General features: G+C 72.4%; 24 protein-coding genes. 10 read left to right on the forward strand and 14 right to left on the reverse strand.

Annotated features, from left to right (window positions below; translation table 11 throughout):
• Positions 1-44 precede the first annotated feature (44 nt).
• Entirely contained in the window at positions 45-671 is a 627-nt protein-coding gene (locus tag MMA15_RS02750; RefSeq protein WP_241057329.1) for a TetR/AcrR family transcriptional regulator, read from the reverse strand.
• 138 nt (positions 672-809) lie between these two features.
• Between MMA15_RS02750 and MMA15_RS02755 the strand changes: the two genes are divergently transcribed.
• On the forward strand, positions 810-2,321 hold the full coding sequence (locus tag MMA15_RS02755) for a cytochrome P450 (protein ID WP_241062935.1): 1,512 nt from the start codon (positions 810-812) through the stop codon (positions 2,319-2,321).
• A 98-nt stretch (positions 2,322-2,419) separates the two neighbouring features.
• Here MMA15_RS02755 and MMA15_RS02760 read toward each other — a convergent pair whose 3' ends face one another.
• Positions 2,420-3,646 (reverse strand): FAD-dependent monooxygenase, encoded by a 1,227-nt coding sequence (locus MMA15_RS02760; RefSeq protein ID WP_241057330.1) that lies wholly within the window; start codon positions 3,644-3,646, stop codon positions 2,420-2,422.
• Between the two features lie 989 nt (positions 3,647-4,635).
• Here MMA15_RS02760 and MMA15_RS02765 point away from each other — a divergent pair.
• The 4 genes from MMA15_RS02765 to MMA15_RS02780 all read left to right on the forward strand — a co-directional run bounded on the left by MMA15_RS02765 (position 4,636) and on the right by MMA15_RS02780 (position 8,912).
• Positions 4,636-4,899 (forward strand): DUF397 domain-containing protein, encoded by a 264-nt coding sequence (locus MMA15_RS02765; protein ID WP_241057331.1) that lies wholly within the window; start codon positions 4,636-4,638, stop codon positions 4,897-4,899.
• 236 nt (positions 4,900-5,135) lie between these two features.
• A complete protein-coding gene (locus MMA15_RS02770; protein WP_241057332.1) occupies positions 5,136-6,182 on the forward strand; it encodes an SDR family NAD(P)-dependent oxidoreductase in 1,047 nt (348 codons plus the stop codon).
• A 616-nt stretch (positions 6,183-6,798) separates the two neighbouring features.
• Positions 6,799-7,911 carry a peptidoglycan recognition protein family protein gene (locus tag MMA15_RS02775; RefSeq protein WP_241057333.1) on the forward strand — a complete coding sequence of 371 codons (1,113 nt, stop codon included), beginning with the start codon at positions 6,799-6,801 and terminating at the stop codon, positions 7,909-7,911.
• Positions 7,912-8,207: 296 nt separating this feature from the next.
• Positions 8,208-8,912, forward strand: coding sequence for a YqjF family protein (locus MMA15_RS02780; RefSeq protein WP_241057334.1), 705 nt, complete (start codon positions 8,208-8,210; stop codon positions 8,910-8,912).
• Positions 8,913-9,020: 108 nt separating this feature from the next.
• On the opposite strand, the gene MMA15_RS02785 is transcribed toward MMA15_RS02780, so the two are convergent.
• The gene (locus MMA15_RS02785; RefSeq protein ID WP_241057335.1) at positions 9,021-9,785 is read right to left on the reverse strand and encodes a GntR family transcriptional regulator; all 765 of its coding nucleotides are present in this window, start codon (positions 9,783-9,785) and stop codon (positions 9,021-9,023) included.
• Entirely contained in the window at positions 9,782-10,771 is a 990-nt protein-coding gene (locus tag MMA15_RS02790) for an HTD2 family dehydratase (protein ID WP_241057336.1), read from the reverse strand. The genes MMA15_RS02785 and MMA15_RS02790 overlap by 4 nt, the downstream gene beginning before the upstream one ends.
• 373 nt (positions 10,772-11,144) lie before the next feature.
• On the opposite strand from MMA15_RS02790, the gene MMA15_RS02795 reads away from it, so the two are divergent.
• On the forward strand, positions 11,145-12,335 hold the full coding sequence (locus MMA15_RS02795; protein WP_241057337.1) for a CaiB/BaiF CoA transferase family protein: 1,191 nt from the start codon (positions 11,145-11,147) through the stop codon (positions 12,333-12,335).
• 151 nt (positions 12,336-12,486) lie between these two features.
• On the opposite strand, the gene MMA15_RS02800 is transcribed toward MMA15_RS02795, so the two are convergent.
• Both MMA15_RS02800 and MMA15_RS02805 read right to left on the reverse strand, forming a co-directional pair.
• Positions 12,487-14,010 carry an NCS1 family nucleobase:cation symporter-1 gene (locus MMA15_RS02800; protein WP_241057338.1) on the reverse strand — a complete coding sequence of 508 codons (1,524 nt, stop codon included), beginning with the start codon at positions 14,008-14,010 and terminating at the stop codon, positions 12,487-12,489.
• 156 nt (positions 14,011-14,166) lie between these two features.
• Positions 14,167-14,913: an aspartate/glutamate racemase family protein gene (locus tag MMA15_RS02805; protein WP_241057339.1), complete on the reverse strand. Its 747-nt coding sequence runs from the start codon at positions 14,911-14,913 to the stop codon at positions 14,167-14,169.
• 177 nt (positions 14,914-15,090) lie between these two features.
• On the opposite strand from MMA15_RS02805, the gene MMA15_RS02810 reads away from it, so the two are divergent.
• A complete protein-coding gene (locus tag MMA15_RS02810; protein WP_241057340.1) occupies positions 15,091-15,369 on the forward strand; it encodes a hypothetical protein in 279 nt (92 codons plus the stop codon).
• A 103-nt stretch (positions 15,370-15,472) separates the two neighbouring features.
• On the opposite strand, the gene MMA15_RS02815 is transcribed toward MMA15_RS02810, so the two are convergent.
• The gene (locus MMA15_RS02815; protein ID WP_241057341.1) at positions 15,473-15,886 is read right to left on the reverse strand and encodes an SRPBCC family protein; all 414 of its coding nucleotides are present in this window, start codon (positions 15,884-15,886) and stop codon (positions 15,473-15,475) included.
• A gap of 73 nt (positions 15,887-15,959) precedes the next feature.
• Positions 15,960-17,147 carry an MGDG synthase family glycosyltransferase gene (locus MMA15_RS02820; protein ID WP_241057342.1) on the reverse strand — a complete coding sequence of 396 codons (1,188 nt, stop codon included), beginning with the start codon at positions 17,145-17,147 and terminating at the stop codon, positions 15,960-15,962.
• A gap of 197 nt (positions 17,148-17,344) precedes the next feature.
• Here MMA15_RS02820 and MMA15_RS02825 point away from each other — a divergent pair, with 197 nt between their 5' ends.
• The 3 genes from MMA15_RS02825 to MMA15_RS02835 are packed head-to-tail and all read left to right on the forward strand — an operon-like array spanning position 17,345 to position 19,836.
• Entirely contained in the window at positions 17,345-18,130 is a 786-nt protein-coding gene (locus tag MMA15_RS02825; protein WP_241057343.1) for an SDR family NAD(P)-dependent oxidoreductase, read from the forward strand.
• Positions 18,131-18,148: 18 nt separating this feature from the next.
• A complete protein-coding gene (locus MMA15_RS02830; protein ID WP_241062936.1) occupies positions 18,149-19,018 on the forward strand; it encodes a DMT family transporter in 870 nt (289 codons plus the stop codon).
• Positions 19,019-19,044: 26 nt separating this feature from the next.
• Positions 19,045-19,836, forward strand: a complete 792-nt coding sequence (locus MMA15_RS02835) for a polysaccharide deacetylase family protein (RefSeq protein ID WP_372498314.1) — start codon at positions 19,045-19,047, stop codon at positions 19,834-19,836.
• Between the two features lie 220 nt (positions 19,837-20,056).
• On the opposite strand, the gene hypE is transcribed toward MMA15_RS02835, so the two are convergent.
• The 6 genes from hypE to MMA15_RS02865 all read right to left on the reverse strand — a co-directional run bounded on the left by hypE (position 20,057) and on the right by MMA15_RS02865 (position 26,697).
• Positions 20,057-21,151 (reverse strand): hydrogenase expression/formation protein HypE, encoded by a 1,095-nt coding sequence (hypE, locus tag MMA15_RS02840; RefSeq protein WP_241057344.1) that lies wholly within the window; start codon positions 21,149-21,151, stop codon positions 20,057-20,059.
• On the reverse strand, positions 21,144-22,505 hold the full coding sequence (gene hypD, locus MMA15_RS02845; RefSeq protein WP_308290497.1) for a hydrogenase formation protein HypD: 1,362 nt from the start codon (positions 22,503-22,505) through the stop codon (positions 21,144-21,146). The genes hypE and hypD overlap by 8 nt, the downstream gene beginning before the upstream one ends.
• The gene (locus MMA15_RS02850; protein WP_241057345.1) at positions 22,502-22,780 is read right to left on the reverse strand and encodes a HypC/HybG/HupF family hydrogenase formation chaperone; all 279 of its coding nucleotides are present in this window, start codon (positions 22,778-22,780) and stop codon (positions 22,502-22,504) included. The genes hypD and MMA15_RS02850 overlap by 4 nt, the downstream gene beginning before the upstream one ends.
• A gap of 103 nt (positions 22,781-22,883) precedes the next feature.
• A complete protein-coding gene (hypF, locus tag MMA15_RS02855; protein ID WP_241062938.1) occupies positions 22,884-25,364 on the reverse strand; it encodes a carbamoyltransferase HypF in 2,481 nt (826 codons plus the stop codon).
• Positions 25,365-25,495: 131 nt separating this feature from the next.
• Positions 25,496-26,290 (reverse strand): hydrogenase nickel incorporation protein HypB, encoded by a 795-nt coding sequence (gene hypB / locus MMA15_RS02860; protein WP_241057346.1) that lies wholly within the window; start codon positions 26,288-26,290, stop codon positions 25,496-25,498.
• Between the two features lie 5 nt (positions 26,291-26,295).
• The gene (locus MMA15_RS02865) at positions 26,296-26,697 is read right to left on the reverse strand and encodes a hydrogenase maturation nickel metallochaperone HypA/HybF (protein ID WP_241057347.1); all 402 of its coding nucleotides are present in this window, start codon (positions 26,695-26,697) and stop codon (positions 26,296-26,298) included.
• Positions 26,698-26,852: the final 155 nt, after the last annotated feature.

A 26,852-nucleotide genomic window follows, 5' to 3' on the forward strand; every position in this document is an offset into this window, starting at 1 on the left:
GCCGGTGCCGGGGCGCGTTCACCCCGGTGGTGTGGCCGCATGCCCTACGGCGGTGTGATCGCGCCCAGCAGTGCCCGCGCGCACAGATCGCGTACCTGGTCCCGGGGCATGCGGGGCTCCTCCTTCAGCCACTCCAGGCACACGGTCACCATGAACGACAGCCAGCCGCGCACGGCGATGCGGAGCGCCGGCACGTCCGTGGCGATACTGGCCGCCTCCGGGTCCGCGGCGAGTGCGTCCAGGATCTGGCGCTCCTGTGCCGCCAGACCCTGCTGGTAGACCCTGCGGACGGCCGGGTCGCCCGCGGCCTCCGCGCGGTGGAAGGCGCGGAAACCCTGCGCATGGCTCTCGACGTATTCGAGGAAGCAGTCGAGCCCGCTGGTCAGTTGGTCCCGTACGGGCACGTCGGGCACGGCGGCCGTCAGCCGCAGCATCCGGCGGCTCTCACGCTCGACGACGGCGGCGAAGAAGTCGTTCTTGGTCGGGAAGTAGTGGTACAGCAGTCCCCGCGAGACACCGGCGATCTCGGCGACGCGGTCGATGGAGACGTCCTCGTGCGCACTGCCGGCGAACAGCCGCGCGCCCACGGCCAGCAGCTCCTCGCGGCGCTCCTCGGTGCTGAGCCGGCGGCGGGTCCGCTCGCGGGCGCGCCCGCCCTGACTCTCGCCCATGGCCGTCACCTTACTTGCTGCATGACGCCTCACTTGACGCCCGTACGGCGGTCTGCTCAGACTGGGAGCCTTATTGAACCCATGTACAACAAGCCCACGGCAAGCCATGCGGCCGTACGGCGCGGGGAGTTGAGGCGGATGGCCCGGACCCAGTCACGGGAGACTCAGGCCGAGGCGGGGGCCGAACGCGCCACCGTGATCAAGGGGTTCCGCAGCGCCCGTCTCGGCTGGCCCGAACTGCACCGCATTCCGCACCCGCCGCGCCGCATACCGCTGCTGGGCGACATCGCGGGCGCGAGCGTGCGGTCGCCGGTGCAGGACTCGATGCGCATCGGCCGCGAGCTGGGGCCGATCTTCCGCCGCAAGGCGTTCGAGAAGGAGATCGTCTTCGTATGGGGGGCGGACCTCGCGGCGGAACTGGCCGACGAGTCCCGCTTCGCCAAGCACGTCGGACTCGGGGTCGCCAATCTCCGCCCGCTCGCCGGCGACGGCCTCTTCACCGCCTACAACCACGAGCCCAACTGGCAGCTCGCGCACGACATACTCGCCCCGGGCTTCAGCCGTGCGGCCATGGAGGGCTATCACCCGCTGATGCTCGACGTGGCCCGTCAGCTCGCCGCCCACTGGGACGAGCGCAGCCGCGCCGGTGACGACGTCGACGTGCCGGGCGACATGACGAAGCTGACCCTGGAGACCATCGCCCGCACCGGCTTCGGCCACGACTTCGGGTCCTTCGAGCGCTCACGGCCGCATCCGTTCGTGACGGCCATGGTCGGGGCGCTGTCGTACGCGCAGCGCCGCAACACCGTGCCGCCGCTGCTGGGGCCGCTGCTCCAGCCCGGCGCCGCGAAGCGCAACGCCGCCGACCGCGCATACCTCGACGGCACCGTCGACAAGGTCGTGGAGGCCCGCCGCAAGGCCGGTGCCACGGGCGCACACGGCGACCTGCTGGACCGCATGCTGGAGACCGCCCATCCCACCACCGGCGAGCGGCTGTCCGCCGAGAACATCCGCCGCCAGGTCGTCACCTTCCTCGTCGCCGGGCACGAGACCACCTCCGGCGCGCTCTCGTTCGCCCTCCACTACCTCTCCCGCAACCCCGGCGTCATGGCACGAGCGCAGGCCGAAGTGGCGGAGGTCTGGGGCGACGTGGAGGAACCGGCGTACGAACAGGTCGCACGGCTGCGCTACGTGCGGCGCGTGCTGGACGAGTCGCTGCGGTTGTGGCCCACCGCGCCCGCCTTCGCCCGCGAGGCGCTGCACGACACGACGCTCGGCGGCGTCCACCCGATGAACAAGGGCGCCTGGGCACTCGTACTGATCATGCTGCTGCACCGCGATCCCTCCGTGTGGGGCGAGGACGCGGAGGTCTTCGACCCGGACCGCTTCGAGCCGAAGGCCGTACGGGGCCGCCCGCCGCACGTCTTCAAGCCGTTCGGCACGGGCGCACGGGCGTGCATAGGGCGGCAGTTCGCGCTTCATGAGGCGACGCTCGTGCTGGGGCTGCTGCTGCGGCGCTACGACTTCAGCGCCGACCCGGACTACCGGCTGCGCGTGGCCGAGCGGCTGACGCTGATGCCGAGCGGACTGCGACTGCACCTCACGAGGCGTTCACCGGCGGCCCGTACGGCTGCGGCGGTAGGGGCCTGAGACGGGCGGTACGGGCCCTGACGCCGGGCGGTACGGGCCTGACGCGGCGCCGGAACGCGGGTCGTGTACGCGGGCGGGCCGCCGGGCCCCGGAGGGCCTCAACCGCCTTGCACGGCAGGCGAATCGTCGGGCAGCGGCGTGTCCCAGTCGAGCTGGAGCGCGAGTTCCTCGTCTCCGGCGGACGCGGACGAGGGGGGACCGGCCGCGCCGTTGCGGCTCTTCCATCTGGCGCGGTAGTTGTCGAGCGTCCGCTGCATGCGGCTGGGTGCGCGGCGGGGCGTCAGCCGTGCGCTGTTGACGATGTTGCGTTCCACTCGTGGTCTGCGCAGCCGCTCGTAGCGCTCCAGCGCCGTGGCCGTATCGGGCGAGTCACGCAGGGACTTGGCCAGCACCACCGCGTCCTCCAAGGCCATGGACGCTCCCTGCCCGGTCGCGGGCGAGGCGGCGTGCGCGGCGTCGCCGACGAGGAGCATGCGCGCCGTACGCCACCTTGTGACGGTCGACAGATCACGGGCGTTGGTCACCATCAGCCTGCCGTCCGTGGCCGCGACGATGTCGGCCGCGGGCGTCGAGTCCGGCCGCAGCAGCGGCAGTAGCTGATCGCGCCACTCCGCGGGCGTGGTGCCGGAGATCTCGGCGTCGCTCAGCTCCTCGGCCGAGACCCGTGCGAACCAGAAGGTCTCGCCCGCCGGGGAGACCGCGTACCCCATCGCGGAGGAGCTGCCGCGCAGCATCTCGATGCGGCCGGGTTCGTTCGGCGGCGCCGCCTCGGTGGTGTAGCCGTAGAAGACGCGCTGCCCCGCATAGCGCGGACGCGCGGCGTCCGGATCGGTCAACGGCCTTACGACGGAGTGGATTCCGTCCGCGCCGAGCAGCAGATCGCCGCGTTCGGTGCTGCCGTCGGCGAAGCGTGCGGTGACTCCGTCCTCGTCCTCGGTGGCCCATACGAACCGCTCTCCGTAGCGGACGGGAATGCCGCGTGAGGCGGCCTCCTGCCGCAGTACGGCGCCCAGTTCGGCTCGGCGCAGACAGCGGAACCGCCGGAGCGGGTCGCCGGTCTCGCCGAGCGGAACGGTGGAGACCACGGACCCCTTGTCGCCGGTGAGGCGCATCGCCGTCAGCTCGAAACCGGCACCGGCCACGGCCTCCGCTGCGCCGAACTGGGCCAGCGCCAGCATGCCGTTGCTCGCGAGAGTCAGAAATGCGCCGATGTCGGCACCGCTGCCGGGATGGGCCTCGTGGACGCTGACCTCGATGCCGGCCTTGTCCAGGGCGAGCGCCGCGGCGGTTCCGGCGATGCCGCCACCGATGATCAGGATCCGCATCTTCGAAGCCCTCATTCGCTGGTCGGTGCGCCGGCCGCCGCCGGTCGCGGTGCCGTCCCGGCGGTGCGTGCCGTCCGTGTCCGGGTGAACGGTACCCGTCGCGCCCCTTCTCCGCCCGGGAGCCCGGAGGTCTGACGGCTTCCGGCCGTTGTCCCGTCGTGTACGGCTGGTGCACGGCGGTCGTCGGCGCACGCCGGGCTCGCCGGACGAGCGCCCGCCCCCGCCCGTACTGCGTCACCGGACGGCCGGTTTTCGCGAGCCGGTATACCAGGGTGCCGCGGCGCACGGGCAGTAGTTCTGCACCTCGCACCAGAGCGGGGCTCCGGCGCTGTGTGCGGCGAGCCCGACTCGGCGCGGCAGAACGGCTGTTGAGAGCCGCGGAGGCAAGCACGGGTGGCCGTAGCTCCGCCGTCGAGCCGACGGGAGGCCGCTTGAGTCGAGCGTGCCGGGACGACACGGACTCGCGGCGGCGGCCCGACTCCCCGTGCACAAGCGGAGGTTACGGGCCTCATGCGCCGGTGGTGGCAGTTGTCGGCAGGAAGCCGCACGCCCCGGCGGCCGACGGGCCGCCGCTCCCGGACTGTCTTCGCAGGCCGCAGCAAAGCAGCCCGGGAGCGGCGCCCTTCGCGGGCCGGATAGCGCTTGGACGACGCCGCACTGCCCGCAGTACGACACCGCACCCCCCAAGCCCGGCCCTGCCCCGGCAGGTTGGCGGGCCGAACACCGGGCACCCGGTGTTCAGCATCACGTTGACACTATGTCGTTGTGGGCTTCAAGCCGCAAGCATCGTTCTGATAATTTCAAAGCAAGTCGCAAGGAAAACGCTTGTGCTGACGCTCATACAGCAGCGCCGTGCGGTCTGTCCTGCCGGGCGGCCGGGGTCAGGGGCCGGCCCTCTGGAAGCGCTCACATGTGTCTCGTTGCCGGCGCACCACGCGTACGTGCCTCGACCTGCACGTACTGATCAACCCGCGTAAGGAGTTCGGAAGATGAACCCTGATGCTGTAACCCCCTGCACCGGACACCTCCGTAACGGAATGCCCGCGCGTGAACTGGGCAGCGAGGGCTGGCACAAGCCATGGAGCGGGCAGAACGGCGGTGCCTGTGTGGAAGCGAAGAAGCTTCCCGACGGGCGGGTCGCGCTGCGGCAGTCCACCGATCCGGAAGGGCCGGTGCTGCTCTACACCCCTGAGGAGATCACCGCTTTCATCGAGGGAGCCAAGGCAGGCGAGGCCGACTTCCTCACCGTCTGAGACCGTCTGAGACCGTCTGAGACCGTCGAAGACGCTCAACTGCCTTCCGGTCCGGTGCCGTTCGGTGTCGCCGTGCGGTGCCGGACCGGAGGCGTTCATAGGAGGGCCGTTCACAGGAGGGCCCGTTCACACGAGGGTGCGGTGCGAGTGGACTTCCGGGAACAAAGGCGGAGGGCGCGAGGCGTACCGGCTCGTCGTTTGCGCTGGAGCGCACTCCAATTCGTAGCGTTCGCTCCATGACCCGATCTGCTTCTTCACCTGCTTCATCCGATTCATCCGCGCCGACCCCGCAGCGCGGCATCGGTTCGGGCTTCGGCGCCCGCACCACCGCCTCGGAGGTTCTCCGCGGTATCGATCTGACCGGACGGCTCGCACTCGTCACCGGCGGCTACTCGGGGCTCGGCCTGGAGACGACGCGGGCGCTCGCCGCGGCGGGGGCCGATGTCGTGGTGCCCGCCCGCCGTCCCGAGGCCGCGCGGAAGGCGCTTGAGGGGATCAGCCGAGTCGAGACCGACGTGCTCGACCTCGCCGACCTCGACAGCGTCCGTTCGTTCGCCGAGCGCTTCCTCGCCACCGAGCGCGGCATCGACATCATGATCGACAGTGCCGCGATCATGGCCTGCCCCGAGACACGCGTCGGGCCGGGCTGGGAGGCCCAGTTCGCCACCAACCACCTGGGGCACTTCGCCCTCGTCAACCGCCTGTGGCCCGCTCTCGTACGAGGCGGCGGCGCACGTGTGGTCTCCGTGTCCTCGCGGGGACACCACCGTTCCGCGATCCGCTGGGACGACGTCCACTTCGAGCACGGCTACGACAAGTGGCAGGCGTACGGGCAGGCGAAGACGGCCAACGCACTGTTCGCCGTCCAACTCGACGCGCTGGGCCGCGAGTCGGGCGTACGGGCCTTCTCGCTGCACCCGGGGGGCATCCTCACGCCCCTCCAACGCCACCTGCACACCGAGGAGATGGTCGAGGCCGGGTGGATCGACGAGGACGGCAACCCGCTGCAACCGTCGTTCAAGTCTCCCGAGGAGGGCGCCGCCACACAGGTCTGGGCTGCGACGTCGCCGCAGCTCGACGGCCTGGGCGGCGTCTACTGCGAGGACTGCGACATCGCCCCGGTCGCACCCGGCGACCAGACGTCCGTCACCACGCCGGGCTCGGCCTCTGGCGTACGGGAGTACGCGACGGACCCGCAGGAGGCGGCCCGGCTCTGGGCGCTCTCCGCCGAACTCACCGGTGTGGACGCCTTCTCGGAGGCAGCCGGGGCCGGGGGCAGGTGAGCGGCCGACAGGTGCCCGACGGGCGGCGGCACCGGCACCGGGCGCCGCCCGGCCCCGGGGCGTCGGCTGCCGCTCGCACGGGCGCAGGTCCTCGGAACCCCGTGCGCCGGCGCACCGTCCGATCCCCAGTACGCGGCCGCGCCCCGCTCCCCTTCCGCACTGAGCGGGGCGCCCCGCGTGCCGACGCGGCCCGGCCGCCCCTCCGGCCGGGCCGACCGGACGACGGGAAGCCGAGGGCACGAGAGACGTCTGGCGGGCGGCGACGCGGGGGAGAGAACTGGCAGGGAGTCAGCTGACACTCCGCCAGCCCGTCCCCCTGACGCGCCGCAGCGTGCTTCCAGAGGGCCGACCACAGGAGGCGGAGCCCGGTTCGCTCTGCTACAGGTGATTCGTGGCCCGCGTTTCTTTCAGAACTCCCAGAAAGTGACAACGCGTTGGACCGATGGGGTTGTCGCGTTCATGGCGTGCTGCTTTTACTGGCGAAGCGCGGAATCCGATTTCAGCCCGCGCGGGGCGACGGCGTCAGCCGTCTCCCCGCGCGGGTCCCCCCACGCATCGGTGACCGAACTCCGAGCGCGGGAGTCACCGTTCCTTCCTACTCCCGAAGGAGACCGAGATGGCCGCACAGCCAGGCTTCGACCGTCGTGCGCTGCTGCGCGGCGGCGTGGCCGCCACGGCCGCCGGTGCCATCGGCCTCGGCACCGCCGGTACCGCGCACGCCGCACATGCCGCTCCCGCCGCCGGTACGGCGCATACGAGGGCGTCCCGTGCCAGGGCCGCCGAGCCGCGCATCTACACCACGGAGGAGTGGGGCGCGCGTCCCGCCTCCGAAGAGATCGTCATCGAGGACCACGTGCCGACGTTCATCGTCGTGCACCACACCGCCGACCCCGGCAACAGCGAGGACTACTCGCTGGAGCACGCCAAGCAGATCTGCCGGGACATCCAGAACCACCACATGGACGACAACGGCTGGTCCGACACGGGCCAGCAGTTCACCAACTCCCGCGGCGGCTTCCGCCTGGAGGGCCGCCACCAGAGCCTCGCCGTCGTACGCGGCGGCACCCAGCACGTGCAGGGCGCCAACGTCGGCGGCCACAACAGCGAAGTCATCGGTATCGAGAACGAGGGCCTCTACACCGACGTCGACGTGCCCGCCGCGCTGTGGGACTCCCTCGTCCAGCTCGTCGCGTGGATCGCCTACCAGTACGGCACGGACCTGAAGAACATCCAGGGCCACCGCGACTTCAACTCCACCGAGTGCCCCGGCAACGTCCTCTACGGCCGCCTCCAGGAGCTGCGTGACGCCGTCGGCGGCGTCCTCGGCGTCTCCTCCCCCTCCGCCGACGACGTACTGGCGTGGCCGCTGCTGAAGCCCGGTGCCGCCGGCGCACATGTGCGGGCCGCCCAGCATCTGCTTCGCGGCAAGGGCTACAGGGTGCCCGTCGACGGCGTCTTCGGTACGGACACCAAGCGCGCCGTGGCCGAACTCGCCGACCGGCACGGCGTCGAGCGCCACACCTGCTCGGCCGCGCTACACCGCACGAATGACGAGACGGGCTATCTGGGCTCCGACATCTGGCCCCTGATCACCCCGTCCTCCCGCACGGACGGGGGCGAGGACACCGGCGAGGCGGTCAGCACGCTGCTGCGCAAGTCCCGCCGCCGCACGAAGCTCCCCACGGACGGGAAGCTCACACAGACCGACTGGAAACGGCTGCTGTCCTGACGCGGCAGCCCTGAAGAGGGATGCGGCCGGGTCGCGCTCCCCGGCCGCATCCCTCGCTTTCTCTGCCCGCTGCCGTCTCTCTGCGCGCTGTCGCCTGTGCGCTCCCCGGCGCCGGGCGGTCGCCGCCCCTCTGCGATCCTGACCGGGTGCCGCACTCGTCGCGCGAACCGCAGCCCGTCACACCGGACCCGCCGAGCGTTGCCGGGGCCGCAGGCTCCGCCGGAGGGCCCGATCGGTCCGGCTCCCGCGGGCCCTTCGGCGCCTCGGGCCGTTCCGGCTCTCGGGAGCGGACGCCGATGCCGCTGCTCACCCAGTCCTGGCTGGATCTGGCGTTCGTACACTGGGCGGCCGACCCCCGCGACGTGGCGCCCCTGCTGCCGCCCGGCACCGCCCCCGACGTGCTGCACGGCACGACATACGTGGGGCTCGTGGCGTTCCGCATGCATCGGGTCGGCTGGTTCCGGCTGCCGGGCGTGCCCTATCTGGGCAGCTTCCCCGAGACGAACGTACGGCTGTACTCGGTGGACGAACACGGCCGTCGCGGCGTGGTGTTCCGCTCGCTGGACGCCTCGCGGCTGATCCCCGTCACCGTGGCGCTCGCGGCGTTCCGCATGCCCTACAGGTGGGCGCGGATGTCCGTACGCAGGCACGGCTCGGAGATCACCTACACCAGCCGCCGCCGCTGGCCCGGCCCCCGGGGCGCGCACTGCCGTATGACCGTGCGCGTCGGCGACCGGATCGAGGAGCCCACGGAGCTCGAACACTTTCTGACCGCACGCTGGGGGATGCACAACGCCTTCTTCAACCGGCCGGTGTATCTGCCCAACGACCATCCGCGCTGGCCGCTGCACCGGGCCGAACTCCTCGAGTGCGAGGAGGACTTGGTGCGGTCCGCCGGTCTCCCCGCCCCGGACGGGGAGCCGTTGAGCGTGCTGTATTCGCCGGGTGTGGCCGTGCGGTTCTCGCGTCCGGCGCGCCCGGCGGGTGTGCCGACTCCGTGAGCGGCCGCCTTGTGGGGCGCCAAGTCGCCTGCGTAGAGACCGGGTTCGGGGGAGGCAGTCGAACTCCCCGCCTCTCAGGGCAGGTTGAACTTGCGCCGCCTTCCGCCCTCAGAGCGGGCCGCGCCGCAGCCGCACCCTGTAGGAGTACTGCTCCGGCAGGAAGTGGCTCACCGCCAGCTCTACGCGCTCCCCGTCGCCCGTCGCATACAGGCGGTCGATGCGCAGCAGCGGGCGGCCCGCCTCACATCGCAGCTCCGCCGCGACCTGTCCGGGTGCCTCCGCCACCGTGATGCTCTGCTCGGCGTCGGTGACGGGCGAGGGCAGCCGCTCGTCCAGCAGCCCGATGACGGTGACGTCGCCGACGGCGCCGTGCTCGGTGAGTTCGGGCACGGAGTTGAGCAACTCCCCCACGCGGGGCGGCAGCCAGACGGCCGTGTGGCAGAACGGCACCTCGTCGTGCAGCCGCAGCAATGCGGCCGTGTGCACCACATCGCTGTCCAGCCGCAGCCTGCCCGACGCGTCCAGGTCGACGCGTCGCCGCAGCGGCGCCGTCAGCCGCATCGTGGTGTCGGCGGACAGGCTCATCAGGTCGTCCACGGAGCCGAATTGACGCAGATAGCGGCTCCCGCGCGGTGCCGCGAAGGTTCCGCTCCCCGGCACCCGGCGCACCAGCCCCTCCGCGACGAGATCCTGGAACGCGCGCCGCACGGTCTGCCTGCTGACGTCGTAGGTGCGGGCCAGCTCGGCCTCCGTCGGCAGGCGGGCCCCCTCGGGATAGCGCTGAGAGAGCAGACCGGCACGCAGATCGTCGGCGAGACCGCGGTACGCGATGCGCGGGCGGCCCTCGCCGGGGGCGGCGTCGCGGCTCGTCATGCGAGCGTCACCTCCGCCGTGGCGTGCGCCGCCTCGCGCGAACTCGCCACCCACAGCCGCATGTCGGTGCCGTCTCCCCCGCCCGCTCCTTCCTCACCGTCGCCGCCGGCACCGCCCCCCGGGCCCGCCGGTCCGCCGTCCCCGCACGTCAGCAGCCGCTCACCGCAGAAGACGGGCCTGCGCAGCCGGTACGACAGCGAGCGCACCGTACGCCCGTGGGCCTCGCGCCGTACCAGCTCCAGCATCGAGAGCACCAGCAGCGGTCCGTGCACGACGAGGCCCGGGTAGCCCTCGGTGTCCATGGCGTACGGGGCGTCGTAGTGGATGCGGTGGGCGTTGGCGGTGAGGGCGCTGAAGCGGAAGAGCAGAGCCGGGCCGGTGGTCCAGGGCGACCGCAGGGGCGCTTCGTCGCTCGGCGCGTTCGCCGTGTCCGGGACGGTTCCGGCGGGGACGGGCGCTCCGCCTCCGCTGCGGTAGACCAGGTCCTGCTCCTCCGTCACGCACAGCTCGCCGCCCTGCCGGTACTCGCCGCGTACGGTCACGAACAGCAGCGGTCCCGAGCGGCCCTCCTTGGCCTCGACTCCGCTTACGTGGCTGGTGAGTTCGGCGCTGCGGCCCAGCGTCAGCGGCGACCGTACGTCCAGCCGGCCGCCCGCGAACATCCGGCGCCGCTGCGGGATCGGCGGCAGGAAGTGCCCGTCGCGGGGGTGTCCGTCGGTGCCGAGTTCCTGCTGCGGCGGCCAGCGCAGGAAGTGCAGCCAGTGCCACAGCGGCGGCAGCGGCTCCCCGGCGGTCGCCGCCGGTCCCGGCAGGCCGAGCACCGCGGACAGCGCGGCCGAGGGGCCCGGGTCGAGTGCGTCGGTGGCCCGCTGGGGCGCGGGGCGCCAGTTGCGCGCGGTCTCCCGCAGCACCTCCGCCGCGCCGGGCCCCTCGGACTCGTCGCGCGGACCGGACCCTACGGACGCTTCATCGCTCGGCTGGGGCACGGCATCCCTCGCTCTCGGGCTCGCGCCGAGTGCCCGGGCCTCGCGGCCCGTTCCCGGACCGTGCCGCGGAACACCGCGCGAATCGGTACGTACAAATTCGGCGGACATTCTCCGCAGGCCGCACCGGGCCGTCAATCCGACCGTCAATCAGTCCGTCCACCGACCTGGCCAGACCTGTTCAAGACCTGTTCAGACCTGGCCAGCCGCCAAAACCCCGCGGTTCACAGCGCCATTGACAGCTTCCGAGATATGGCCGTACAAATCGTGGGCGTACGGCTGACGGCCGGAGAACCGCGCCACCGGCCGCGACGGCACCCGGCCGGTGCACCCGGCCGGCCGCGACCGGCGCACCGGAACGAACGGAGAGGGCCCCATGACCGACGTCCGGCCGCTGGACGGCATCACCGTCGTCAGTCTCGAACAGGCCGTGGCCGCACCCTTCGCCACCCGCCAACTGGCCGATCTGGGCGCCCGGGTCATCAAGATCGAGCGGCCGGGCGGCGGGGACTTCGCCCGCCGCTACGACACGGCCGTGCACGGGCAGTCCAGCTATTTCGTCTGGCTGAACCGCTCCAAGGAGTCGCTGACCCTCGACGTCAAGGACGAGCGTGGCCGCGCCGTGCTCGATGAACTCCTCGGCCGCGCCGATGTGTTCGTCAGCAATCTCGCTCCCGGCGCCGCCGGCAGGCTGGGCCTCTCCCCCGCCGAACTCACCGCCGCCCACCCGCGTCTGATCCCCTGCACCGTCACCGGCTACGGCACGACCGGCCCATGGGCCGACCGCAAGGCGTACGACCTGCTAGTCCAGTGCCAGACCGGCCTGGTGTCGCTCACCGGCAGCGGCGACGAGTCCGCACGCGCCGGGGTGTCGGTCGCGGACATCGCCGCCGGAATGTACGCCTACAGCGGCGTGCTCACGGCCCTCTTCACGCGTGCGACGACCGGCGTGGCCCGTCCCGTCGAGGTCTCCCTCTTCGAGGCGCTGGCCGAGTGGATGGGCCAGCCCGCGTTCTACACCGCGCACACGGGCACCCAGCCGCCGCGGCTCGGCACCCAGCACCCCACCATCGCCCCGTACGGCGCCTACACCGCGGCCGACGGCAGGGAAGTGCTCTTCTCCATCCAGAACGAACGCGAATGGGCCGCGCTCTGCGAGCAGTTCCTGGAGGACCCCGGGCTGACCGGCGATCCGCGCTTCGCCACCTCCTCCGCCCGCGTGGCACACCGGCGGGAGCTGGACGCCGTCGTCGCCGAACGCTTCGCGCGCTCCTCCTCCGAGGAGGTCATCGCCGTACTGGACCGGATCGGGGTCGCGTGCGCGGGGGTCAACTCCGTAGCCGAGTTCCTCGCGCATCCCGTGCTCGAAGGGCGGGACCGCTGGCGCGAAGTGGCCGTCCCGGGCGGTGAGTCCGTGCGGGCGCTGCTGCCGCCCGTGGACATCGCGGGGACCGCGGCCCGCATGGACCCGGTGCCGGCGCCGGGCGGGCACACCGCGTCCATACTGGGCGAACTCGGCCGCTCCGAGGCGGAGTTGGAGGAGCTGCGGGCCGACGGGGTGGTCTGACACCGGCCTGATCGGGACCGCGAACCGGTGCCGGGAACCGGTGCCGAACCGAAGCCGGCCAACCGTTGCCGCGAACCCGGTGCGGCGAGCAGCCGGGCGGCGGACCGCGCGGCCCGGCGCCCGGTCGCCCTCGTACTCCTGCTCCTTCCCCTCAGCCGCCCTGGACCGGCGCCGGACGGTCCGGCAGCCCCGCCTTCGCGGCCTCGTGCCCGTCTGCCCGCACCAGCGTCGGAATGACCTCCTCCGAGAGCGGGCCCTCCTGGCGCCTCCCCGCGGAACGCACGTAATAGATGCCGCCGGAGAGCAGCAGCCCGAAGACCCAGGCGAACGGCGCCACATCGGAGAACGCGGGCACGAGCGCCAGCACCGCGGACACGGTCGCCGACGGCACGAACGCGACGATCGCCTCCGGGTTGAAGCCGCGCCGGAAGTGGTAGGCACCGCTGCGCTCGGCGCTGAAGAGGGCGTCGACGTCGATCCTGCCGCGGCGGATCAGGTAGTAGTCGGTGAGCAGTACGGCCACCATCGGCCCGAGGAAGGCGCCCAGCCCGCCCAGGAAGTACTGGATGATCACGGGGCTGGAGTAGAGCTTCCACGGCAGCACGACGATCGCCAGCAGCGCCGTGACCATGCCGCCGCGCTTGAAGTCCAGGTACTTCGGCAGCAGGTTGGCGAAGTCGTAGGCGGGCGAGACGAAGTTGGCGACGACGTTGATGCCGATGGTGGCGATCATGAAGGAGATCGCGCCGATGACCGTCACCCACGGATTGTCGATGCGGTGGATGACCTCGACCGGGTCGGAGACGGCCTCGCCGAAGACCGAGACGGTGCCCGCGGTCATCAGCACGGCGGCCACGGCGAACGCGGTGAAGTTCACCGGCAGCCCCCACAGATTGCCGCGCCTGTAGGCCCGGTGGTCCGGTGTGAAGCGGGCGAAGTCGGCGTAGTTGAGGACCAGCGTGAGGAAGGTGGTGACGGTCAGCGAGACCGCGACGGCGCTCTCGTGGAACTGCTCGCCCGCGCTCAGCCCCGTCACGGACTTCGTCAGCGAGATGTCGCCGCCCGCCTTCACCAGCAGCCACGCGGCGAGGGCCAGCATCACGATCCACACCACGGGGCCGGTGGCGATGTCCTGGACCTTGCGGATGAACTCCATGCCGCGGGTGAGCAGTACGGCCTGCGCACCCCACATCACGAGGAACGAGATCCAGCCCAGCCTCGTCTGCCCCAGCAGCCCGCCGGTGTCGAGGCTCTCCAGGCCGGGCGATATCTGGACGGCGAGCAGCACCAGCGCCTTGGATGCGAGCCAGGTCTGGATGCCGTACCAGGCGACGGCCATGATCGCCCGGAGCAGCGCGGGGATGTTGGCGCCGTAGACGCCCCAGCTCGCACGGGCGAGCACGGGGAAGGGGACCCCGGTGCGGTGCCCGGCGTGTCCCATTCTGTTCATCATCCACTGGAGGATGCAGACGCCCGCCAGGAGCGAGAGGAAAACCTCCCAGGGCGGCAGCCCGAGCACGAACAGGCTCGCGGCAAAGGCGTAGTTGCTGATGGCGTGGGTGTCGGACATCCACAGCGCGAAGATGGAGTACGCGCCCCACTTGCGTTCCGACGCGGGCGCGAGGTCCGCGTTGCACAGGCGGGGGTCCGGGGAGGGCGAGGGGGGATTCGTCACGTGCGGGCCTTCCGTCGAGCCGGCGCTCCGGTAAGCGGAAAACGGTTTCCGCCAGACCGCGTTCGGGGCGCACCCTACGGTCCACGCCCCTCGTGACGACATGCCCGCGACGCGTTCGTCGCGCCGGCATCGGCATCCATCGGAAGGGAAGTCCGCTCAGTTTCCGCCGGGACCCGGAAGGTGCCTGCTCAGCGGCCACGACGTGATGGTCTTCGGCCTCGGCGGAGCGAAGCCGCGCACCTTGCTGGTGGACAGTCCGAGGCCCACGACCGCCTCGGCGAAGCCGACGGCGGCGGCCACTCCGTCCACGACGGGGACCCCGAGTTCCGCCTCGACGCGTTCCCGCAGCCCGGCCATTCCGCCGCAGCCGAGGCAGATCACCTCGGCGTGGTCCTCCTCCACGGCCGCACGCGCCTGCGTGAGGATCTCCCGCACGGTCCGCTCCGTGTCCTCCTCCAACTCCAGTACGCCCAGGCCCGTACCGCGTACGGACGCACAGCGCTGGAGCAGCCCCGCGGTCAGCAGCCGGTCCTGGATCTGCGGCACGGCACGGTCGAGGGTCGTGACGACGGCGTAGGAGTGGCCGAGCATCATCGCCATCTGGGCGGCGCACTCGGTGATGTCGAAGACGGGGACGTCGAGCAGTTCCTGGGCGGCCTCCCTGCCCGGTTCGCCGAATCCCGCCATCACCAGCGCGTCGAACTGCTCCTGGAACGTGGCGAGTCGGTCGAGCACGGCGACCGCGCTGAGCTGCCCCTCGAAGTGCCCCTCGATCGACTCGGGGCCCCAGAGGGGCTGGGTGGCGGTGATCTCGGTGCCGGGGCGGGCGCTCTCCTCGGCGAGCGCCCTGATCGTCGCGGTCATGGAGGCGGTGGTGTTGGGGTTGAGAACGAGGATGCGCACGGCCGCTCCAGACGTCGGGTGATCCGGCGGACGACGGCGAGACTACCGGCGGGCTCGGGGCCTCTGCCGCGGCCCTGCGGGACCCGGCTGCCGGGGTCTCGTGCGCAGCCCGTCGGGCCCGGCAAGCCGCCGCCGCTGCGCAGGCGGCCCGCCACCGCCGGGTCTATCGTCGAAGGCATGCGTCCCGGAGAGCCCAGCTACGAAATCCTCCTCCAGCCGCAGACGGCCGACTTCGAGGGCCACCCGGAACACGGCCCGGTGCTGCGGGTGATCACCGTTCATGCCACGGGCGCGGTGGGCGAGAGCGGCTATCCGCGCTACGCGGGCGAAGGGGTCGAGGCGGACATCGATCCCCGCACCCGCACCGTCGAGGCGATCACGGTCGACAACGAGGAACTGCCTTACGGATGGGTGGCGTCGGTGGCCGAACCGGGCCACGAGGCCGAGGCGAGCTGACCGGGCCCTGCGCCCGCCCGCAAGCCGTGCGGGCCTCTCATGGACGCCACGGGGCAGCGCCCCGCTCATGAGCACACCCCGGCCAGTGCTCGTCCTCTCCGCGCTAGTGCCCCATCCTGTCCGCCCGGAGCCGCACCTGCTCCGCCAGCCTGTCGAGGCTCTCGTCGAGCGCCGCGTCCACCTCGCTACCGGGCGGCGCCTGCCGCTCGTCGAAGAAGGAGAGATGCACGGTGACCGCGCTCGCACCGCCGCCGATGCCCTCGACCTGGAGCCAGCCCGCGTAGCGCCCGTCGCCGCGGGTGCCCCACTCCAGCCGCAGCCGGTCCCGGTGGGCCCGCAGCAGCGCCTGGCTGTCCCTGCCGGTCTCGTCGTCGTGCACGGTGACGGCGGGCGGTTCCCCGCTGCACACATGCAGCTCACGAGGGATCCATGTCTCGATCTGGCCGACGTCGCGAGCCTGCGCGAAGACCTCCTCGGGAAGGGCGGCCACGGTGCGGGAACGCTCGTGTTCGCTCATCGGCTCCAGGTTCCCGCCCGTATCGGGGCGAAACAGACGCCGTAGGGGCGCGGAGCCTACGCCGGCACCTCCGTCAGCCCGCCCGCACTCCCGCGACCGTCAGCTCCGTGATCCGCCGCGCGGCATCCGTGCGGAAGAGCGCGCGTCCCCGCTCGACAAGCCGGTCACGCACCGGGCCCTGCCTTACGGCACTCCCCAGTGCGGCCGTCAACTCCCGCCCGTCGCGTGCGAGTTCGGCCACCCCGGCCGCGGCCATCGCCCGCAGCCCCTCGGCGCCGTGACCTGGAAGCGGGCGGTAGCCGACCACGGGAACGCCCGCGGCGAGCGCCTGCGCGGCGGTCTGCCCCGCCGCGTTGTCGACGAGCGCGTGCGCGGACGCCATCAGGCCCGCCATGTCCTCGACCCAGCCGAGCGCGAGTGTCCCGGGAAGCGGCGCCGCCCGTCTGCGCAGCCGCTCGTCCCGGCCGCACAGCACTACGGGGCAGAACCCGGAGCCCGCCAACTCCCGCGCCGTACGCACCAGTCGGGACCCCACGCCCCACGCGCCGGCGGAGAGCAGCACCACCGGCCTTCCGGGCGCCACACGTTCGAACTCCGCTCGCCACCAGCCGGAGGCGGCAGTCCCCTCGCGCCCCGCCTGGGCCAAGCGTGCGAAGCGCTCCGCCACCACCGGCCCGGCAGCTTCCGCGGTGCTGCCCGTGACGGCCGCCGCCGTACGGGCCGCCTCCCCGGTCACGCACAGATACACGTCGTTGCCCGTATGGAGCCAGCCGCGGTGCGCCGCGAAGTCGACGACCGTCACCACGCTCGGCACCCGCAGCACTCCGCGGCGGCGCAGCCTCCCCGTCACCTGCGCCGACAGATGGAACGTGGAGATCACGGCGTCCGCCCGCCAGCGGTCGACGACGTTCATCAACTCCCGCTCGGCGAGCGCCGCCAGGGGGGCGCTGCCCGGTCTCGGCACCACCACCCCGTCCGCCGCACCCGGCTCGCGGCCTCCCGTCCCCTGGGGCCCGGACGTTCCCCGGGGACCGGACGCGAGGAAGGCCGCGTAGATCCATGCGTAGAGCCCGGGTGCGTGCCGTACCGCTCCCCGATAGCCCGCCCTCAGCGCGGGCCCCACCCCCGAGGGGAGCAGTGCCAGAACATCCTGGACGCGGGCCTCGTGGCCCTGTGAGCGCAGCCGCTCGGCGAGTTCGCCCGCGACGGCGTCGTGGCCCGCGCCCATGCTCGCGCTCAGCAGCAGAAACCGTCGGCGCACAGTGCTCCCCCAGGTCCGAGGATCGACGCCGGCCCCCGGACCAGACGTTCTTACGGAATGGCTGGGTGCCGCGCCGGGGCCCGGCGAACCGGGCCCGATCGAGTGACGCGGGCTGCTGTGCGCGGGAACCCCCACAGGCGGCCCGCGCCGATAGCCAGCATTCTGAGAGTCCTGCCCCTGATCACCCGGAGGGTGTCATGTTCGAGGGTTCTGGGCGGCTCCCGGCGCGCGGCACACAGCGCCCGGTGGCGCTCATCACCGGTGCCTCCTCGGGCATCGGGACGGCGCTCGCCGAGCTGCTCGCGACGGAAGGAAGCTGGCGGCTGCTGCTGAACGGACGTGACGAGGAACGGCTGAGCGACGTCGCGGTCCGTACCCGGGGCACGTCCCTGCCCGCCGACGTCACCGATCCGCAGGCCCGCGCACGCCTCGCCCGCGAGGCCGTCGCGCACGGCGGCCGGGTCGACGCTCTCGTCGCGGGCGCCGGCATCGGCTGGGCGGGACCCTTCACGGCGCAGCCCGTCGAGTCCATCGACAGGCTGCTGGCGGTCAACCTCTCCGCCGTGGTGCATCTGGTGCGGCTGCTGCTGCCCGGAATGGTCGCCCGCCGCATGGGCCGCATCGTCCTCATCGGCTCCATGGCGGGCAGCGTGGGCGTACGCGGCGAGGCCGTCTACGCCGCGACCAAGGGCGGTCTGATGGCCTTCGCGGACAGCCTGCGCTACGAGCTGGCCTCCACCGGCGTACGGGTGTCGATCGTGCTGCCGGGTGCCGTGGACACGCCGTTCTTCGGACGGCGCGGAGCCCCGTACCACCGCACGAGACCGAGGCCGGTACCGCCGGCGCAGGTCGCGGAGGCGGTGCGCAGGGCCATGGTCCGCGGGCGGCCCGACTCCTATGTGCCGGGCTGGCTGGGGATGCCCGCCCGGCTGCACGGCGCCGCCCCCGGCGTCTTCCGTTCTCTCGCCCAGCGCTTCGGCTAGGAGTCGTACCACGTGTGGCTGTTGGTGCTGTCCGTCGCGCTCGCCCTGCTGGCGGCCCTGGCGAACGCCGCCGCGTCCGTGCTCCAGCGGCGTGCGGCGGCGGCGGAACGGCTCGCCCCGAGCGGCGGGAGGTTCTCCTGGCTCACTCACCTGCTGCACCGGCCGGTGTGGATGTGGGGCTCGGCGATGCTGATCTTCTCGGGGATCTTCCAGGCGGGGGCGCTGGCCGCGGGCCCGCTGGCCGTGGTGCAGCCGGTGATGGCGACGGAGCTGCTGTTCACGCTGGTCGTGGGCAGCGTCTTCTTCCATCGCCGCCCGGACACCCGCGCGTGGTGGGCGTTCCTGTCGATGGTGACGGGCCTGGGCGCCTTCCTGGTCCTCATCGACCCGACGGCCGGTACGACCCGGGTCCCGGTCGGGCGGTGGCTGGCCGTGGGCGCGGTGCTGGTGGTCGTGATGGTCCTGCTGGTGCTGCTCGCGACTCGGCTGCCTTCCTCGCCGCGCGCCACCGTGCTGGGCGCGGCCACGGCCTTCGGCTTCTCCGCCACGGCGGCGCTGATGAAGGACGCCGTGGCCCGGCTCTCCGACGGGCTGGTGGCGCTGCTCACGGCATGGCAGACCTACGGCGTGGGCGTGGTGGGGCTCGGCAGCTTCCTGCTGCTTCAAATGGCGCTGCGCGCGGGGACGTTGGTGGCCTCCCAGCCCGCGCTCACCCTGGGCGACTCCCTGATGAGCGTCGTACTGGGCGCGGTCCTCTTCGACGAGCATCTGCGGGTGGGGCTGCTGGCCCTGCCGGAGCTGGGCGCGCTGGCCCTGGTGGGCGCGGGCAGCTATCAGCTGGCCAGGACCCCTGAGGTCTCAGGCGATGAGCAGGGACAGGCGTGGTGAGCACGGGAGCGTTCCGGCGCGTGCGCATGGAGCGAGCCGCCCGCGCCGCCCACGCCGCTCATCTCGCCCGTGCCGCTCGTGCCGCCCGTGCGGTGCGGGAGGGCCTGCTGGGCGCGGGGACCGCCGCGTTCACGGCCGCCGCCTGGCACATGGCTCCGGCGGCGAGCTGGCTGCCCGGCGTACGCAGGGTCGTCAGCCCGGGGCTGGACGGCCGCGGCGACCCCGGTCATGTGGCGCTCACCTTCGACGACGGGCCGGACCCGCTCAGCACCCCGTACTTCCTGGAGGAGCTGGACCGGCTGGAGGCCCGCGCCACCTTCTTCGTCCTGGGGAACCGGCTGGAGCGCTACCCGCACCTGGGGCGGCGCATCGTCGCCGAGGGCCATGAACTGGCCGTACACGGCTGGCGGCACGAGAGGTTCTGGCGCCCGAGGCCGCGCGGCGACGTGCGCGATCTGGCACGTGCGGCGGGGACGGTGCAGCGGATCGCCGGTACGAGGCCGCTCTGGTACCGGCCGCCCTACGGCGTGCTCACCGCGACCCGCCTCGCGGCGGCACGGCGGCTGGGCCTGCGCCCGGTGCTGTGGACGGCGTGGGGCCGCGACTGGACGGCGAAGGCCGACGCGGAGAGCGTCCTGCTGGAGCTGGCGAGGCGGATGGGCGGCGGCGCGACCGTGCTGCTGCACGACTCCGACCACGCCTGCGCTCCCGGCGCCTGGCACTCGGGCCTTGAGGCGCTCCCGCACCTGGTGATGCGCTGCCGTGCCGAAGGCTGGACTGTGGGGCCGCTCGCCGAGCACGGGCTGCGGTCGGCGTGAACTCCGCGTGAACTCCCTTGCCGGGTAAGGCCTTTGGCCTCGCCGAAGGCAGCGAACGCAGAGCGCCGCCCGCCCCTCCTTCCGTGCCGGGAGGCCGTTGATGCGTCCTCGTAAGGGGACGATGCGACGGTCGTACGGAGAAGGAGGCGGCGGGCGGCGGGGGCGGTGCCGAGGGCGGCGGGCGGGCGGCGGCGTCAACTGGCGTGCCGCCGCGGCCCGTTCAGCAGATGCGCGGCAGTTGCTCCCCCAACGGCAGGTCCACCACACGTGTGCCGCCGAGTCCGGTACGGGCGACCACCATGCCGGGATGTGCCTCGACGCACTCCCCGACCACCGCGGCCTCTGCTCCCAGCGGGTGGGCCCTCATCGAATCCAGGACCGCCTCGGCGTGTTCGCGCGGCACGAAGGCGACGAGCTTGCCCTCGTTCGCCACGTACATCGGATCGAGGCCGAGCACCGCGCAGGCGTTGGCCACGGGCGGCGGCACCGGCACCGCCTTCTCGTTCACCACGACCCCGACGGCCGCCGCCACCGCGATCTCGTTGAGCGCCGCGGCGAGCCCGCCCCTCGTCGGGTCGCGCAGTACATGCACATCCGGCGTGACGGCGAGCATCGCCTGCACGAGGCCCCCGAGCGCCGCGCAGTCGCTCTCGATCTCCACGCCGAACTCCAGCCCGTCCCGCACGCTCATGACGGCGACCCCGTGCGCGCCGATGGCACCGCTGACGATGACGACGTCGCCCGGCACGGCACGCTGCGGCCGGATGTCCACGCCTTCCGGGATGAGCCCGATGCCCGCGGTGTTCAGGTAGACGCCGTCGCCTCGTCCGGCCTCGACGACCTTGGTGTCTCCGGTGGCCACCTCGACTCCCGCCGTACGCGCCGCCGCGCCCAGCGCCTCGGCGACCCGGGAGACCAGCGGCACCTCGACGCCCTCCTCCAGGATGAATCCGCAGGAGAGGTACGCGGCTTGAGCCCCGCTCATGGCCAGGTCGTTGACCGTTCCGTTGACGGCGAGGTCGCCGATGCTGCCGCCGGGGAAGAACAACGGCCGTACGACGAAGGAGTCGGTGGAGAAGGCCAGCCGGGTGCCGCCGAGCGTGAGAGCCGCCGAGTCCGGCATTCCGGCGAGCAGTTCGCCGCCGAAGGCGGGCGCGAAGATGTGCTGCACGAGTTCCGAGGAGAGCGCTCCCCCGCCGCCGTGTCCCATCACCACACGTGGCTGATCGCGCAGGGGGGCGGGGCATGTCCAGCCGGAGAAGTCGGGCGCTGCGGGTTCGGTGCCCGGCTGTGCCAGGCCGGTGGTCTCAGACAACGGGGCTCCCCTCCAGCGATACGGACGCGGACTCGGCACGCTCGGCGGCCTCGGCATGCTCGGCATGCTCGGGTTCAGCCGCGGGATCGGGCTCGGCTCCCTGCCCGGGTCCGGATTCGGGTGCGGATTCGGGTGCGGACACGGGCTCCGGCACGCGCCTGGGACCGGAGACGGCTGTGTGCGCCGAATCCCGTTCACGCTTCGAACCGGGCCCGGACGCAGGCGAGTTCGCCCCCGCGGACGCGGCGTTCGTACCACCCGCGCCACCGCCCAGCCGCCGGTACAGGTAGTACGCCGCGCAGGCCCCCTCGCTGGAGACCATCGTGGCGCCCAGCGGCGTACGAGGAGTGCACACGGTGCCGAACGCCTCGCACTCATGCGGCTTCAGCAGCCCCTGAAGCACCTCGCCGCTACGGCACTCCGCAGGCTCACGGGTGTCGATGCCGCTCACCTGGAAGCGGTGCTCGGCGTCGAACTCCCGGTAGCGGGCGGCGAGTCGCCATCCGCTGCCGGGGATCACGCCGATGCCGCGCCAGGAGCGGTCGGTGACCTCGAAGATGTCGGCGAGCATCGCCTTCGCCGCCGGGTTCCCCTCAGGCGGCACCACACGTGCGTAGGCGTTGTCCACGGTGTGCTCATCGCGTTCGAGCTGCCGCACCGCGCGCCGTACGCCCTCCAGCACGTCCAGCGGCTCGAAGCCCGTCACCACGATCGGCACCCCGAACCGCTCGGCCAGCGCCGGATATTCGCCCGTGCCCATCACGCTGCACACATGCCCCGCGGCGAGAAATCCCTGCACCCGGCAGGACTCGGAGCGCATGATCGCCTCGATGGCCGGGGGCACGCGTACGTGCGAGACGAGCATGCTGAAGTTGCGGATGCCCAGCTTGCGCGCCTGATGCACCGTCATGGCGTTGGGCGGTGCGGTCGTCTCGAACCCGATGCCGAAGAACACCACTTCACGTCCGGGGTTGTCCTGCGCGAGGCGCAGCGCGTCCAACGGCGAGTAGACGACGCGCACATCGCCGCCCTCGCCGCGCACCTGGAACAGGTCTCGCCCGCTGCCGGGCACCCGCAGCATGTCGCCGTAGCTGCAGAAGATCACCTCCGGGCGGGAGGCGATCTCCAGAGCCTTGTCGATGACCTCCAGCGGTGTGACACATACCGGGCATCCGGGCCCGTGGATCAACTCCACCTCGCCGGGCAGAAGTTGGTCGATGCCGTGCCGGATGATCGAGTGCGTCTGACCGCCGCAGACCTCCATCAGCGCCCAGGGGCGGGTGACGGTGGCGTGGATGTCCTCCACCAGCCGCCGCGCCAGCTCCGGGTCCTGGAACTCGTCGATGTACTTCACTTCGCCGCCTCCTTGGCCGCCGACTCCCAGGGGTCGCCGAACTCCTCCTCCAGCAGACCGAGTTCCTCGAACAGCGCGAGCGTCTGCCGCGCCGACTCCTCGTCCAGCCGCTGCAACGCGAAGCCGACGTGGACGATCGCGTACTCCCCGGGCCTCAGGTCCGGCAGGTACTCGCAGCACACCTCCTTGGCCACGCCGCCGAAATCGACGGTGGCCATGCGGGTGCCGTCCCGCTCCTTGATCTCCAGCACCTTGCCGGGTACCGCCAGGCACATGGTGTTCTCCTCGCTCTTACGGGGTGGGGGTGGTCGGAGGGCGTCCGGTCCCGGCCGCGACGTCAACGGGCGGAGCTTGTACGGGTGTTCGCGGCCGGTGCGCTCATGTCCGCGTACGGCCCGTGGACGGTCCGGCGTCCGGGGGCCCGTCCGCCCCGGCGCGCGCCGCGATCATCAACTGGCCCAGCGCGAGCCCTCCGTCGTTGGGCGGTACGAGGCGGTGACGCAGCACCGTGAAGCCGTCCTCGCGCAGGCGCCTCGCACAGTCCGCCGACAGCAGGGAGTTGGCGAAGACGCCGCCGCTGAGCGCGACCGTGCCGAGGCGGTGGCGCTCCCTTGCGATACGGCACACACGCAGTACGAGCGCCGCCACGGACCGGTGGAAGCGCAAGGCGGTCGCCCCGGCCGGGACACCCGCCCGTACGTCCGCGACGATGCCCTCCAGCACCGGCGCCGGATCGCAGGCGAGGGCTTCCCCCGCGGTCGTCGCGATCCTGAACGCCCAGTCGTGGCCGCCCAGTTCGCCACCGTGGCCGCAAGGTCCGCCGGGCTCGCCGTTCGCGCTCTGCCCCCCGTGCCTGTCGTGCTCGCCGTGCTCGTAGCGGGACGCCGCCGCCTCCAGCTCCATGGCCGCCTGCGCCTCGTAACCGGCGTGGTGGCACACGCCCGCGAGCGAGGCGGCCGAGTCGAAGAGGCGCCCCATGCTGGAGGTCGGCACACAACTGGTGCCGCGCTCCAACTGCACGGCCAGCGCCTTCAGTTCGTCGTCCGGGCAGGCGGCCACCGGAGGCAGATCCGCGTCCCACGGCATGCCTGCCGCATGGAGATGGGCGAGCGCCATCCGGTACGGGCGGCGCACCGCCGCGTCGCCGCCGGGCAGCGGCACCGGGCTGAGATGCGCCAGCCGCCGGTAGCCGTCGTAGTCGGCGAGCAGGAACTCACCGCCCCATACGCTCGCGTCGTCCCCGTAGCCCGTACCGTCGAAGGCGACGCCGATGACGGGCGCACTGCCGTCCAGACCGTGCTCCGCCATCACCGAGGCGACATGGGCGTGATGGTGCTGCACCCGGCTCAACTGCCGTCCGCCCGCGTTGCGTTCGGCCCAGCCCACGGAGCGGTATCCGGGGTGCCTGTCGGTGACCAGCAGCGACGGCGACACCCCCGTGATGTCCGCCAGTTGGCGTGCCGCACCGTCGAACGCCGTCAGCGTCGCCAGGTCGTCCATGTCGCCGATGTGCGCGGAGAGCCATGCGTGGTGGCCCTCGCCGACGCAGAAGGTGTTCTTCAGATCTCCGCCCACCGCGAGCGCCGGCACCACTGGCCGGGGCAGATTGACGGGGAACGGCGCATAGCCGCGTGAGCGCCGCACGGGCAGTTGCTCCCCGTCGGTGATCCGGACGACCGAGTCGTCACAGGGCACTTGAATCGGCCGGTCGTGCGTCAGCCAGGCGTCGGCGAGGGGAGCGAGCCGCTCCATGGCGTCGTCGTCGCGGGTGACGATCGGCTCACCGCCGAGGTTGCCGCTGGTCATCACCAGCAGCCGCGGTCCCCCTTCGTCGCCGGGAAGACCGAGCAGCAGATGGTGCAGCGGCGTGTACGGCAGCATCACCCCCAAGTCGGCACTGCGCGGCGCCACTTCGCCGGCGACGGCGAGACCGGGCGCATCTGCCGCGGGTACGTCCAGGCGACGGCGCAGCAGCACGATCGGGCGGCGGCCTCCACTGAGCAGACCTCGTGCGACGGCGTCGAGGTGCACCAGCCGCTCCACGTCGTCCAGATCGCGCGCCATCAGTGCGAACGGCTTGTCACCGCGCTGCTTGCGCCGCCGCAGCAGCCGTACGGCATCGGGGTTCGAGGCGTCGCAGGCCAGGTGGTAGCCGCCGAGTCCCTTGACGGCGACGACCGCGCCCTCGGCGAGCAACTGCCGTGCGGCGGCGACCGGTTCGGCGTTCGCGGAGGGCCCGCCGTGGCGCGAGCCCGAGTCCGCGCTCCCGGCTGCCTCCCGCCCACGCATGCGCAGCCGCAGCCGCGGCCCGCAGTCATGGCACGAGACGGGCTGCGCATGGAAACGCCGGTCACCGGGGTCCGCGTACTCGCGTGCACAGCGCTCGCACATCGCAAAGCGGTCCATGGTGGTGTGGGCACGGTCGTAGGGCAGCCCCGTGACGATCGTGAAGCGCGGCCCGCAGTGCGTACATGTGATGAAGGGGTGCCGGTAGCGCCGGTCGGCCGGATCGCTCATCTCGGCGAGGCAGTCGGCACAGGTCGCGGTGTCGGGAGCGACGAGAGTGCGGGCGGTGCCGCCGCTGCCTCGCGACTCCGCGATGCTGAAGCCGCGCCCTCCTGCCGGCTCCATGGGCTCGTGGGTCACCGACTGGACCACGGCCAGCGGCGGAGCGTCCGCCGTCACGCGGCCGCAGAACGCGGCGAGCGCATCGGGCACGCCCTCGACCTCGGCGACGACGCCGTCCCCGGTGTTGGCGACGTGCCCGGTGAGCCCCAGCTCCCCGGCCAGCGCGTAGACGAACGGCCGGAATCCGACGCCCTGTACCACTCCGCGCACGGTCACCTTGCGCCGCTCCACTCCGCGCCGGCGCCCACTCTGCGGGCGTTCCGTACGGGCACCCGCGGCGCGATCAGCGCCCGTCGCGCCTGCTGCGCCCGCCGCGTCTCCCGCACCGATGCGCGCGTCCGTCGCCGTGCCCTGCCGCGGGTTCACGAGCGTCCGCGGACCGGCACGCCGCCCGCCATCGCGTCGTCCACGCCGCCGGGTTCGACGCCCGTACCGCCGCCGGCCACGGAATCGCCCACGCCGTCGGACCCGTTCCGTGCCATGACCGGCCGGTGCACCGCCCCGCCCGCGGCGACGGCCAGCGCCCGCTCCAGTACGAGCCCCACGCCCGTCCCTCTCCGCGCCGAGGTGACCGCCACCTCGACCCCCGGGTTGACCTGGCGGACGTTGGCACGGAAGGCGTCCTCGTCGAACCCGGCGGCCTCGGCGATGTCGTCCTTCGTGACGACCACCAGGTGCGCCAGCCCGAACGCCGTCGGGTACTTCAGCGGCTTGTCCTCGCCCTCCGTCACCGACGCCAGTACGACACGCAGCGACTCCCCCAGGTCGTAGGAGGCGGGGCAGACGAGGTTGCCGACGTTCTCCACGAACAGCAGCCGCGTCCCGTCCGGCAGCCAGCCGTCCAACTGCGCCCGCAGCATGTCGGCCTCCATATGGCAAAGCCCGTCCGTGAGCACCTGCTTGACGGGCACACCGGCACGTGCCAGCCGTTCCGCGTCGTGCTCGGTGGCCAGATCCGCCGTCAGCGCCGCCACCGGCACTCCGCGCGACGCGGCGAGCGCCAGTTCCGCTTCGAGCAGCGCCGTCTTCCCGCTTCCGGGGCTTGAGAGCAGATTGACGACCGTGGTTCCGCGCGCCGCCAGTTCGGTGCGCAGCGCCCCGGCGCGCTCGTCGTTCTTCACGAGCACCGCCTGATGCAGATCGACGACTCGGCACATGGGTCTCAGCTCTCCTCGGCCTGTACGGATGCGGGGTGTGCGGTGCGGGCGGGCGGTTCGCCGTCCGCGTGGCGGAGCCCGGTGATCTGCAACTCGCGTCCGGCGACGAGTTCTGTCCTGCCGCCTTCGCACTGTGGGCAGCACAACTGGGGCGGCATTCCCGTGGCCCATTCCGCTCCGCACGGTTCGCAGCGGGCGCGGCCCGGCACGAAGTCGATGAGGAGCGAGGCGCCGTCGAGCGGGGTGCCGGCACAGGCGAGTGAGAAGCAGAAGCGCAGCGAGTCGGCCACCACACCGGCGAGTTCGCCGAGCCGGAGCCGTACGGCGGTCACCTTTTCGTGCCCCTTCGCAGCGGGGGCCTCCGTCGCCTGCTCCACCATCGCGACCGCGATGGACATCTCGTGCATCTCATCCCTCCGCTTCGCGGTTCATTACAGGCACGGGCCCGGGGGCCCTTTCCTGACACGCCGCCCTCCCGGGACAAGGTGATCCGTTCGGCCCCCTTGTCCCGGCGCGCTTACGTTGTGGCCTATCTATGCATATGTCAGATTTTTCTACGGCT

Source organism: Streptomyces marispadix, from assembly GCF_022524345.1.
In the GTDB taxonomy this organism is placed as follows: Bacteria; Actinomycetota; Actinomycetes; order Streptomycetales; family Streptomycetaceae; genus Streptomyces; species Streptomyces marispadix.

Excerpts from the sequence above, each read along its gene's own strand:
- MMA15_RS02825 (WP_241057343.1), top strand. The coding sequence starts at position 17,345 with ATGTTCGAGGGTTCTGGGCGGCTCCCGGCGCGCGGCACACAGCGCCCG.
- MMA15_RS02760 (WP_241057330.1), bottom strand. The coding sequence starts at position 3,646 with ATGCGGATCCTGATCATCGGTGGCGGCATCGCCGGAACCGCCGCGGCG.
- MMA15_RS02780 (WP_241057334.1), top strand. The coding sequence starts at position 8,208 with ATGCCGCTGCTCACCCAGTCCTGGCTGGATCTGGCGTTCGTACACTGG.
- MMA15_RS02810 (WP_241057340.1), top strand. The coding sequence starts at position 15,091 with ATGCGTCCCGGAGAGCCCAGCTACGAAATCCTCCTCCAGCCGCAGACG.
- MMA15_RS02795 (WP_241057337.1), top strand. The coding sequence starts at position 11,145 with ATGACCGACGTCCGGCCGCTGGACGGCATCACCGTCGTCAGTCTCGAA.
- MMA15_RS02755 (WP_241062935.1), top strand. The coding sequence starts at position 810 with ATGGCCCGGACCCAGTCACGGGAGACTCAGGCCGAGGCGGGGGCCGAA.
- MMA15_RS02865 (WP_241057347.1), bottom strand. The coding sequence starts at position 26,697 with ATGCACGAGATGTCCATCGCGGTCGCGATGGTGGAGCAGGCGACGGAG.
- MMA15_RS02785 (WP_241057335.1), bottom strand. The coding sequence starts at position 9,785 with ATGACGAGCCGCGACGCCGCCCCCGGCGAGGGCCGCCCGCGCATCGCG.
- MMA15_RS02770 (WP_241057332.1), top strand. The coding sequence starts at position 5,136 with ATGACCCGATCTGCTTCTTCACCTGCTTCATCCGATTCATCCGCGCCG.
- MMA15_RS02850 (WP_241057345.1), bottom strand. The coding sequence starts at position 22,780 with ATGTGCCTGGCGGTACCCGGCAAGGTGCTGGAGATCAAGGAGCGGGAC.
- MMA15_RS02775 (WP_241057333.1), top strand. The coding sequence starts at position 6,799 with ATGGCCGCACAGCCAGGCTTCGACCGTCGTGCGCTGCTGCGCGGCGGC.
- hypB (WP_241057346.1), bottom strand. The coding sequence starts at position 26,290 with ATGTGCCGAGTCGTCGATCTGCATCAGGCGGTGCTCGTGAAGAACGAC.
- MMA15_RS02765 (WP_241057331.1), top strand. The coding sequence starts at position 4,636 with ATGAACCCTGATGCTGTAACCCCCTGCACCGGACACCTCCGTAACGGA.
- MMA15_RS02835 (WP_372498314.1), top strand. The coding sequence starts at position 19,045 with ATGGAGCGAGCCGCCCGCGCCGCCCACGCCGCTCATCTCGCCCGTGCC.
- MMA15_RS02815 (WP_241057341.1), bottom strand. The coding sequence starts at position 15,886 with ATGAGCGAACACGAGCGTTCCCGCACCGTGGCCGCCCTTCCCGAGGAG.
- MMA15_RS02750 (WP_241057329.1), bottom strand. The coding sequence starts at position 671 with ATGGGCGAGAGTCAGGGCGGGCGCGCCCGCGAGCGGACCCGCCGCCGG.